This window comes from Paenibacillus sp. VCA1, from assembly GCF_031583795.1.
In the GTDB taxonomy this organism is placed as follows: Bacteria; Bacillota; Bacilli; order Paenibacillales; family Paenibacillaceae; genus Paenibacillus_AQ; species Paenibacillus_AQ albilobatus.
This window is the reverse complement of sequence record NZ_JAVLSX010000004.1, coordinates 402852-414355: the sequence shown is the minus strand read 5'-3', so window position 1 is coordinate 414355 and position 11504 is coordinate 402852. Positions and strand designations below refer to the sequence as shown.

7 protein-coding genes are annotated in these 11504 nt (G+C 52.7%); 2 read left to right on the top strand and 5 right to left on the bottom strand.

The window, feature by feature from the left end:
- Positions 1–23: 23 nt before the first annotated feature.
- On the bottom strand, positions 24–593 hold the full coding sequence (locus RJP21_RS11165) for a nitrous oxide reductase accessory protein NosL (RefSeq protein ID WP_310859319.1): 570 nt from the start codon (positions 591–593) through the stop codon (positions 24–26).
- On the bottom strand, positions 590–1861 hold the full coding sequence (locus RJP21_RS11160; RefSeq protein ID WP_310859318.1) for a right-handed parallel beta-helix repeat-containing protein: 1272 nt from the start codon (positions 1859–1861) through the stop codon (positions 590–592). The genes RJP21_RS11165 and RJP21_RS11160 overlap by 4 nt, the downstream gene beginning before the upstream one ends.
- 421 nt (positions 1862–2282) lie before the next feature.
- On the opposite strand from RJP21_RS11160, the gene RJP21_RS11155 reads away from it, so the two are divergent.
- Complete coding sequence (locus tag RJP21_RS11155) at positions 2283–2825, top strand: DUF1697 domain-containing protein (RefSeq protein WP_310859317.1); 543 nt, start codon at positions 2283–2285, stop codon at positions 2823–2825.
- A gap of 136 nt (positions 2826–2961) precedes the next feature.
- On the opposite strand, the gene RJP21_RS11150 is transcribed toward RJP21_RS11155, so the two are convergent.
- The 3 genes from RJP21_RS11150 to RJP21_RS11140 form a co-directional block, all read right to left on the bottom strand.
- Complete coding sequence (locus RJP21_RS11150) at positions 2962–3795, bottom strand: carbohydrate ABC transporter permease (RefSeq protein WP_310859316.1); 834 nt, start codon at positions 3793–3795, stop codon at positions 2962–2964.
- A 12-nt stretch (positions 3796–3807) separates the two neighbouring features.
- On the bottom strand, positions 3808–4698 hold the full coding sequence (locus RJP21_RS11145) for a carbohydrate ABC transporter permease (protein WP_160044839.1): 891 nt from the start codon (positions 4696–4698) through the stop codon (positions 3808–3810).
- A gap of 90 nt (positions 4699–4788) precedes the next feature.
- Positions 4789–6210, bottom strand: a complete 1422-nt coding sequence (locus RJP21_RS11140; RefSeq protein ID WP_310859315.1) for an ABC transporter substrate-binding protein — start codon at positions 6208–6210, stop codon at positions 4789–4791.
- Positions 6211–6646: 436 nt separating this feature from the next.
- On the opposite strand from RJP21_RS11140, the gene RJP21_RS11135 reads away from it, so the two are divergent.
- Positions 6647–11464, top strand: a complete 4818-nt coding sequence (locus RJP21_RS11135) for a S8 family serine peptidase (protein ID WP_310859314.1) — start codon at positions 6647–6649, stop codon at positions 11462–11464.
- The last annotated feature ends 40 nt before the right edge of the window (positions 11465–11504 follow it).

Here is an 11504-nt window from a genome sequence, read left to right as displayed (position 1 = left end):
TTTGCATCCCCGGTTCCTTTCGTTTATGGATGGTCCGAATGCCCCTGCTTGCGTTCGCTCGTCCCGTCCATTCCTTTCATGTCCTTCATGTCTCCCGATCCGCTTCCCTCATGCCCCATCATCATGTCTTTATTTTGCTTCCAATCATGATGGGCCAGCTCTTCCGCGCTCATGACCTTCCCGACCCCTTCTTTGGCAACAAATTCCTCGGCCGCTTTTTTGTCTGTGAAGCTGATCACCCCGTAAGCCATGGGCGTGCGGATGGACGGATCATAAACATAGGTGGCCTTGTCATGTTCGATCCACGTTTTATCGTTGTAATCGCGAACGAAATCCATGCCCAGCTTTTCCTGCGCATGCTCCTTTTCCCATTTTTCCATGCATCCGATATCGTCGAACTTATAATTTTTTCCGTCCGCCAGCGTCAGCTGCGTCGCGTATACGCCGTCTTTGACCTGCATTTTGCATTCCTCGCAAATATCGACGGCTTCATCGATGGGCAAGGCTTCGTATTTTTTTGCACCGCAACCGCTCATAACGAGCGCGCCAAGCGTCACCACGGCGACCGGCATCCAGAATCTTTTTGTTTTCATGTTCGAATTCCCCCTAAAACGATTATCGATAACGCAGCTGCAAGCAGCACGAATCCGACGGCGGCTACGGCAACGTTATCCCCTGTCCGGCCACGCGCTGCCGCTTCCTGAATATCCAATTTCATCAACGGCGCATTGTCTTTGGCGGCTTGAACGCCTCCCGAAAACATCTCGCTCAAAAAATTCATCCCCGGAGACTGGAAAAACAGCTGATAAGCCGAATTCCCCGCAATGACGTTCTGATAGAACGGACGAACCGAAAACGGCAATTCGCTGATTCCGTCATTCGTCAAATCGAGTCCTTGAAAGGAGTCCCAATAGTTCCCCGTTAAACGGTTGCTCCCGCTTTCTTTTTCCGAAGCTTCGATGACATTTGCGACAAACGCGTTATGTTTCATTTCGTTCCTGTCCGAGCGGATCATTTGGATGCCGACAAAATTGCGGATGAGATCATTGTCCGCCAGCCGGTTTTCCGCAGCGTTTTCCATATAAATCCCGACCCGGTTTCCTTCGAGCACGTTCCGCTCGATCCGGGATTGGCGCACGTCGTATAGCAGAATCCCCTGCGAATTGGCGTTGCCCTTTTGCATTCGGAATGCATTGCCTGAAATCGACGTATTGGACACGACCATCACCATCGCCCCGGTAAAGTTGAATTCCCCGGTGTTATCCGCCACTTGCGAATCGTCTATGTACATCAGGTGAATGCCATACCGCGAATAAGAAACCCGGTTCCCTTGTACCGTTTCGTTGCGGCCGTTTTCCATGTAAATCGCATCCCGCATATAAGCGATTTTGTTGTTCGAAATTTTGTTATTCTGAGCGTTGTAAAGATCGATTCCATTCCCTTTTTCTTCGGGATGCGCGGCGGTCTCCGCAAAAGATGCGATGTCGTTGTTTCGGATCACGGCGTCATTCGCGTCCCGCAGCATCATGCCATGCCCACGAGTGTTGATCTTCAGCCGCTCCAATTGAACCGAACGGGCATGAACCTCAACGCCGGCCGTATCCCCATTTCCTTGATGTCTAATCAACAGTCCGCTTAACCGGGTTCCGTCGGCTTCAACGGAGATGGCGGAGTTGGCGCTGTCGTTTATTATGGTTGCTGCACCGTCTCCTTCGATGGCGACGGATTTGCGGATGGTGACGGGGCCAAGATAAGTTCCCGGAGCGAGCCGAATCGTCTCCCCGGTCCGGGCCTGATCTACGATCGGCTGCAGGGGAACGGCGGCGGATGCAGCTGCCCTACCTGAAGCGGATGGAAACAAAACGAAAAAGCAGCATAGGAGCGTAACGGCCCATGCAAAACGAAATTTGGACAGCGGATAACACCTCCATGGGTTCGGTTTACGTTACATATTCTACAGAAGTCGCCCTTCGTTCCATATAGCCCGAGTTGGCTAAAATTCCCGCTAATTGTGTCTACTTTGTGATCCGATTTTCCGATTCGCCGCATATTCCCTCGTACTTCATCGATTTATCGTTAAACGTTCGATCGCCAGCGCAATTCAACAACTCGCCTTCAAACGTAGCATCAACAAAAAAAGCAGAGAGATGCCCTCCCTGCTTTACGGTGCTATACGAAATATAAGCAAATAATTTTCATTTGCAAGATGGAAGAGGATTATATAAAATCTACCATATTGACAAAAAAAACGATCCCATTCCGACAGGGGAGGAACGATTAAAATGACCATATACGCGGCGCTGCTTCGCGGCATTAACGTCGGCGGGCATAACAAAATCAAAATGGCCGAGCTTCGGGAAGTACTTGAGAAAGCGGGATGCAAGCAGGTTCAAACGTATATCCAAAGCGGCAACGTGGTACTGGCCTCGGATCTGGACGCCGATTCCTTGCGGGATCTCATCGAAAAGGAAATCAATAGCGCTTTCGGGCTGAACATTCCCGTCATCATCCGCAGCGGCGCGGACTTTACGGCGATTCTCCGGCAGTGCCCTTATGATGAAGCTTCGCTTCAGGAAGGCGAATCCATCCATGTGTCGATGCTTTCGGGGATTCCGACGGCTGAAGGCATGGAGCGCCTCGCCGCGGTCGACCGCGGCATCGATGAATACACGATTATCGGTCCCGACCTTTACATGCTGATCCGCAACAAATTCAATGAATCCAAGCTGGCGGACAGTTTGAACAAGCTGGGTACGCCGGGTACGGTTCGGAACTGGAAGACGATGAACAAACTGGCGGACATGGTTAAGGAACTGCAAATGTAACGAAAAAGACGAAGGTGCGCCCCGTTACGCGGGGATTGTCCCTTCGCCTTTTCCTTTTTTCGTGGACCCTTCAACCGCTGTTTGCCAGCAGCATCCTCATTTCCATCCGTCACAACCATTTGAATGAATGAATGCGCTACCCCTTCGTCCCTCCCTGCATGCTGAAACCTTTGGACATAAACCGCTGCGACAGAATATACAGCACGATCGACGGTATCGCATATAATACCGAAAACGCCGCCAGCCTGCCGTAGTCTACCATGCCGTATTGGCCGAAAAATTGATAAAGTTTTAAAGAGGCGGGAAAGTTTTCGGGATTTTGCAGCAAAATGTAAGGAACGAAAAAGTTGCCCCAGCTGCCGGAAAACGTAAAAATCGCTACCGTGCAGATCCCGGGCACCATGAGCGGAGCGACGATTTTTCGAATGCCGGTTAACACCGACGCGCCGTCCACCCATGCCGCCTCTTCAAGATCTTCGGGCACGGAATCCATGAAATTTTTGATCATCCAAATCCCGTACGGCATGGACGAAGCGACGTAAAAAAGCACGACGCCAACGACGTTGTCATACAGCTTCAACGTGAGAAACAGCTGATACACCGGCACCATGACGGCCGTAATCGGCAGCGAAGTCATGAACAATATCGTCAGCATAAACGGCTTCTTGTATTTCAATTGATAGCGGGACAGCGGATAGGCGGCAAGCAGCGCGAGCAGGACGACGACGAGGGCTTGACCCAGCGACATCAACAGACCGATGGCAAAAGCCCGCTGGTTTTCACGGCTGGTCAGCACATCGACATAGTTCCCGGCCGTCAGCTGCTTGGGCATTTTCAGCGATTGCATAGCATTCGGATCGACGGATGCCACCAGCACCCACAATAGCGGCAGCAAAAAACAGATCCCGATCAACGATAAAATGACATAAGGAAGGATTCGATAGATAAGCTTGCGCTGTTTGGCGTTCATACGAAATCTCCTTTACTCTTTTAACGAACGGATATAAAACAGGCTGAGCACGATGCCGAGCAGCAGCAACAGAAGCGAAATGGCCGTTCCGTAACCGAGCTGGTAGTTCACGAAGGCCTGGTTGTACATAAAAATCGGCAGCGTCGTCGTTTTGGTTCCCGGACCGCCGCCCGTCATGGCGTATATGAGGCCAAACACGCCCAACGTTTGCAGCGTGACGAGCATCATGTTGGTCGTGATCGTTTCCCTGATATAGGGAATGGTGATCCGGAACAAAATTTGCAGCCTGGATGCGCCGTCCACGACCGCCGCTTCCTCGATTTCGCTCGGCACGTCATCCAGCGCCGCCTGAAAGACAAGCATCGAAAAAGCGGTCCCGTGCCAGATGTTCGCGAGAATAACGGTCAACATCGGAACGGTATACAGCCACGTGACCGGCGAGATGCCAAAAGACGTAATGATTGCGTTCAGCGTGCCTTCATCGCCGAAAAAGCTGTACAAGCATAGGGCGCACACGATTTCGGGCGTGACCCATCCGGCCAATACGACGGTGCCGATGACGCGCCGGAACGTCTTGTTTTTATGCTTCATCAGCAGGGCGATCAGAAAACCAAGCACCTGCTGTCCGATCACGGCCGAACCGATCAGGAATATGAGCGTGTTCCAAATGCTGATTCGAACCGTCGGGTCCTGGAACATCCGCGCGTAATTGTCCAACCCGACGAATTTCAGCTCTTTTGCGGCTTCCCCGGTTAACGCCAGGTTCGTAAAAGAGTAAAAAAACGTCAGCAGGATCGGATAAATAAAAAACAGCAGCATGATGACGATGGAAGGCAGCAGAAAATACAACCAGGTCCAGTTTCTTTTTCTAAACTGAGGGGATGATACCGAGACTCCGCCCATGGACGCGACTCTCCTTTCTCGGATGAAATGCGAACACCGCATGCCCGCGCTTCGCACCGATGACGGTTTCGCGCAGGCATGCGGGGCTTTTTATTTTTCTATGACATGATCCTGCCCGACGATCCGGGTGACGTCCTGCGCGTACTTTTTGGCTGCATCCGCCGCGGCTGTGCCGGTCGCGACCGACTCGACCATCGTTTGGATTTGCGTCGACACTTCCGGATATTTGTCCTGGGCGGGTCTGAATTCAGCGTTTTGCAAGTATTCCGTCGCGATTTCATTAAACGGCATTTTCGTATATTCCGGATCTTTGGCGACATCCGCCCGTACCGTAATGTTTCCGGACGAAATGACAAGCTTCTTCGTGTTTTCCTTGTTCAAAGCGAATTTGATGAAATCCCAGGCTTCGTCTTTATGCTGGGCATTGCTCGGAATGGACAGCGCCCAGCCGCCCGCCAGCGTGATCGTACCCGGATCCTGCCCTTTGCTGGTCGGCATCGGCGCGAATCCGAGGACGTCTTTGTACTCCGGCCAAGGAGCGGCCCCGCTATCCAGGTAATTGCCCGTAATCCAGGAGCCGTCCAGCGAAATCGCCAGCTTGCCCTTCGGCAAATATTCGCGGGTCGCGGTGTTGCCCGCCTGCCCGTTCAACACTTTCGAAAGCGGCGGGCCGAGCTTTTCCTTCGTCACCGTCTCGATAAAGCCGAGCGCATCGTTGATGCCTTGGCTTTTGACGATCCATTTTTTGCCGGCGTCGTCATAAAGCCGTTCGCCTGTTCCGTACAGCAGCATTTCGTACGTCTGCATCGAGGTGGCTTCCCCGGTCGCTTTGCCAAGGTTCATCCAGATCGGGACGACGTCGCCGCCCACTTTTTCCTTGATGGTCCGGGCCGCATCCAGCACCTCATCCCACGTTTTTGGCTTCCAATCTTCCGGGAGTCCCGCTTTCTTGAATATCTCCTTGTTGTACCAAAGCCCGCGCGAATCCGTATTGTACGGTACCCCGTACACTTTGCCGTCGCTGGCCGTAACGCCCTTTTTCATCGCTTCGATGAACGAGCCGTTGCTCCAGTCCTCCCAGCCTTTCAGCCTGTCATCCATCGGTTCGAGGAAGCCGGCGCTTGCGTCTGAATTCAGCATGAACGTATCCTCGGTGACGATATCCGGAGCGGTGTCTTTCGATTTGAGGGCCAGCGCGATTTTGGCAAAATAATCTCCCTCCGATGCCTGGATCGGCGTCGGTTTGATTTCGACGTTTTTATTCGGATATTGCGCAGAAACCTCTTTGATCCATTTATATAACGTCCCTTTTTCGCCGGTGCCGTCGTCGCGGTACGTGATCGTAATCGTTTTCTTTTCCGTCGTGCCTTTGTCTCCCCCGCTCTGGGATGGAGCAGGATCGTTTCCCGTTCCTTTGGGAGCCGAACTTGATCCCGGACTGGAACAACCCACGGTCACGGCTAGCAGCAAAACCGACGACATCAGCGCCCATTTCCGTTTTGCGATCATCATCATATCCCTCCTTTTTTCGCTTCGAAAGCGATTCCGTATTTCATCTTTATTGCGTTTTGTCCGCAAATATTCAGTTCCCGATTGTAAAAGTTGCAAGAAACGAGTTCTGTGGAATCAAGCCGATTTTTGCAGCTTCCCTTCCGCTTCCCCCATGTCCTGATTCCCATCTTCAATTCCGCCAAATACGATAAAAGCGAAAAAAAATCGCCCATCAGGCCTTTTGCGTGGGCCGGCCAAGGTTTACTTTCTTTTTTTGACACTTCGAAACGACGGCGTTCGCCAGGTCTGATCCTAAAGGCCGTCCCTCTTCGGTCTCATACCAGATAAATGTAAAAATTGTAAAATGAAAATGTATTTTACTAGTGTTCAATTAACGTTATGGACAAAGGGGGGCCGGAGTCGAAGCATTCCATTATCGATTAAAGGAGGATATGAATTGAGCAGAAAAAAAAGGACTAAAATTCGCGGGTATTCCAAGCTTATGTTAAGCGCCGTGCTCGCGGCAGGAATGATTTATCCCGGTGCGGTTTCCGCGGCCCCGGTTGCGTTCAAACTTCCCGAAAACGCCAAAATCAGCCTGGATTCCCTACTAAAGCAAGGAGCCGCAAAGGATTTGCTGAAACAAAACGCTTCCGGGCTTCAAGCGTTCTCGGCTGCTAAAAAACCACAAAACTTCGTGCCCGAATCCGACAGCAGCGAGCCGATTTCCGTTATCGTCCAGCTTGAGAACGACCCGCTGAAGGTGTACGAAAGCAAACCGTCCTTGCGGGCCCGCTCTTCCATCGGCAGCTATCAGACGCAGCTGAACCAAGAGCATCTCACGTTTAAATCGGCCGCGCTTGCCAAAACATCCGCTCAATTTCACCGGGAATATTCGAAAGTGTTTAACGGTTATGCCGTGACGCTGCCTGCGAATCAGGTCGACCAGCTGCTGACGCTGCCCGGAGTGAAGGCTGTTTTCCCGAACGCGGAAGTCCATGCGCTCCCGATCGAGGAAAAGCCTGAAATTACCCCCTACATGGACGAGAGCGCTCCGCTGATCGGCGCGAACGAGATGTGGAATTCGGGTTATGACGGCAAAGGGATCAAGGTAGCCGTCATCGATACCGGCATCGATTACCACCACCCCAGCTTGAAGGACGCTTATAAAGGCGGATATGATTTTGTGGATAACGACGGTGACCCGATGGAAACGCTGCCCGATTCCAGCAAACCGCCGAAAGACGGCAAACCTTACGAAACCTCGCACGGCACCCATGTTTCCGGCACGATTGCCGGCCGGGGGGATCCGGATCATCCCGACACAGGCAGCGGTTGGGTTCGCGGCGTAGCGCCTGCTTCCGACCTCTACGTATACCGCGTGCTTGGTCCTTACGGCTCAGGCAGCACCGAAAATGTTATCGCCGGAATTGAAAAAGCGGTCAGCGACGGCGTGGACGTCATCAACCTGTCCCTTGGTTCTTCCATGAATAATCCTTATACGCCCGACTCGATTGCGGTGGACAATGCCGCTTTGGCCGGCGTGACCGTGGTCGTCGCCAACGGGAACGAAGGCCCCGGCGACGAGACCGTCGGCAGCCCGGCTTCCGCGCAGCTGGCCATTTCCGTCGGCGCTTCGACGCCGCCGCTCAACACGCCGATCTTCATTTCCGCCAACTTGGGTACCATCTATGCCCAACTGGCGGCCGGATCGGGAAAGCTCGACAATACCGATGCCGACCTTGAACTGGTGTATGCGGGACTCGGAAAAGCGGGCGATTACAAAAACCTGAACGTTGCCGGAAAAACGGTGCTCGTCTCCCGCGGCGAAATCTCGTTTGCCGAAAAATCCGAAAACGCCGCGGCAAACGGCGCAAAAGCGCTCATCATTTTCAACAATACGGCAGGCGAAATCAATGCGACGATCGAAGGCGCGAAGCAATCCGTGCCGACCTACACGATTACGCAGGATAGCGGCAAAAAGCTGAAAGATGCCATCGATAAGGGAGATAATCATGTCGCCTTCAATTACAAGAAGGAACAGGATTTGCTTGCGGACCTGAGCTCCAGAGGCCCTTCCCTGCCCTTTTACAGCATCAAACCGGATATTGCAGCCCCGGGCGTGGGCATCAAGTCATCCATTCCGGCTTTCGACGGAGACTATGCGAACGCCTACGAGGAATTGCAGGGCACCAGCATGGCAACGCCTCATGTGGCCGGTTCCGCCGCCCTCTTGCTTGAGAAAAGCCGGAAAGACGGCCTGACCCTGAAACCGGATCAAATCAAGGCTTGGTTAACGAACAACGCCTTGTTGATGAAGGACCGTCAAGGCAGACAATACGGCGTGAACGAACAAGGCGCTGGCCGGGTCGATTTGAAAAATACCGCCGCAGCCGAAGCGATCGTGAAGGTCGAAGAAAACCTGCCGTCCCAGCTGCAAACAGGCGAGGTCCAAACCGCTTATTCGGGCAGCCTCTCCTTCGGACAATTAGGCGCAGGAACGACTACAACAAGAAAGCTGACGATCGATAATATCGCGGGCAGCAATCAGCACTACGGCGTGTATGTCGATTGGACAAGCAACAGCGGATTATCGCTGATTCCGGATCTGTGCGATATCCATTTGAAGTCGAACGAGTCTTCCTTTGATCTGCCGGTCACGCTCACCATTCCGGAAGGAACGCCGGAGGGGATCTATCAAGGAAACATCGAATTTACGCAGATGAAAACCGGGCATCAACTGCATGTGCCGTTCAGCGTATATGTCGGCGAATCCTATGATCAGCCTGAAATGTCGAATGTGGAAGTAGATCCGATCTACCTTTCGACCGCGGAAGGCGGCAAAGGGGTTACGGTTTATTACGCGTTAAACGAAAAAGCGGACGATTACGCGTTTATCGTAGCTCTCGTTAACGATGACGATACGCTGGAACCCGTCGGTCAAATCTATCAAGACGACTTCGCGGATAAACTCGATCCGTTCTACTATTCATTTGATTGGGACGGAACGATGTATGACGATCAAGGGAACCAAGTAAAATTGAACAAAAAAGACCATCCTGACGGTATTTATGCCCTGATCCCTGTACTTATAAAAGCGGGAGCCAAGGAACCGACGCTGGTGCTCGATTCGGCAAAAGCGTTCCTCCTCGACAACACGGCGCCGATTGCGAAACTTCCGGAAGAAGTAGCGGTCAGCCCCGACAAACCCGATGAAGGCGTGCTGCAAGGCAGCATTAAAAGCGACTTGCTCCTGAACTTCGGCCTCGGAACCGTTCAAGACCTGATCCATGTGAAGGCGGTCGTGGATACGGCGGATCCGAAAAACAAAGAATTTAAAGGCACCATCGATTCCGCCGGCAAATTCACCGTCAAGGTTCCCCTGAAGCAAGGGCAGAACAAAATCGAACTCTACGTATCCGACGACGCCGGAAACGGTTCGGCCGCGCCTGCCAAAACTTATGAGTACAACTTGAAAGGCGACGGCACGGACGTTAGTCTCGCAACGGTGCAAAGCAGCGTGTACACGAATGAACCATTTGACGTCAACATCCATTTCGACGGCCGCGACGACATTCAATCGATGACGGTTAAAGTGACTTATGACGCCAAACTGAAGCTGAATCAAATCGTTCCCGGCGCCAAAGAAATTGAAACCAGCTCCTTGAATGATGCCGGCAAGAAAACGGCGACCTTTGGTTATGATTTGGATCGACCGGCAAAACAAGGCACCCTGGGGCATTTCACGTTTACCGCACCGGAACCGGGCACTTATTCCATTGACCTCGGCGGAGCCGAAATGATCAATACGGATCAAAAAGCGGTTAAGGCATCGTCGTTAACGGGCATCCAAGTCATCGTATCCGACAGAAAGAAAACGGACGACAACCCAAAACCTGACCAGAACCAGCCGGTCACCGATACCGGAACAGATTCGGAACGACCGGACGACACCGGAGTCGCATCGCCGAAAACATCTGCAAGTCCGGAAAAAGATCAAGTATCGGGCGCCTTGCAAGTGACCAAAGACAAATTTGAATCGGCTCAATCCGTGGGTGCGTTAGAGAAAACCGTCCCGGACAGAATGCCTTGCGCAAAACCGATTCCGAACCCGAATCCGGGCGGCGGTAACGGAGGCGGTTCGTCTCCAGGTGGAGGCGGCTCGTCGACAAGCGGAGGATCGGCATCAACACCTGCTGCACCTAGTACGCCGTCCGGTTCCAAGCTCACAGCCGGCGTGTTGACCGAAAAAGGCACGGGCGATCAAAAAACGGCTGAACTAAATATCGACGCCGCATATGTGACAGGGCAGCTGAATAAACAGGACAGCAAAAACGTGACGGTAGATATTAGCGACACGGCCATTGAAGCCTACCATCCATTTAGCTTGAAGCTGAACAACACGCTAACGGATCAATTGCTGAAGTCGGCCAAACCGTTGACCATCAAAGGCAAAGGTTTTGAAATCAACATTCCGGCCGGCACCCTGAAAAGCTTTGTCACGAAAGACGGTCTTTCCGTTTCGTTCAGCTTTACCAACGCTGCCGCTGGAACGGTTCAGGCTCCGAACGGCGGAACCGCGAATATCGTTTCGGGCAACTTGACGTTAAACGACCCGGCGTCTGCACTGACCTCTCCGGTATCCATTACTTTGACGTTGGATTCGTCAAAAGTGAAAAACCGCGGCAAAGTCGGCGTCTTCTCAAAAAATAACGATGGCGTATGGACCTATGCGGCACCGGGCAACAACCAATCGGGCGCCGTGACGTTCCAGGTTTCCAAGCCGGGCGCGTTCCTCGCGGCCGAAGCGCTCAAAACCTTTACGGATATTACCGGACATTGGGCCAAAAACGAAATCGAGGTGATCGCTTCCCATTACCTCGCGAACGGTAAGGACACAACGGATACTTATAAACCGAACGACCAAGTTACCCAAGCGGAATTTCTGTCGCTGCTCGACCGGCTCCTCGGAACGGGCACAACATGGAGCGACCGCGCGGCTGAAACAGGCTCCAGCCATCCGTTAAGCCGCGAAGAACTCGCGATTTTGCTAGCTAAAGCATTGGGCGCCGATTCGACCGGACCAGGCTCCGAGCTTGCTTTCAAGGATCGGGACGGCATCCAGGATTCCGCCAAAGGGGCGGTCTCGTATGCCGTGGAAAAAGGTTATCTGAAAGGCAATCCGGACGGAACCTTTAATCCGAAAGGAAAACTGACCCGAGCCGAAGCCGGCATCATCTTGTACCGCATTCTTCAGGATTTGCAATCCAAATAATACGAAAGCAGCAGGCTGCGAAGCGAGATCTTCCGCAAGC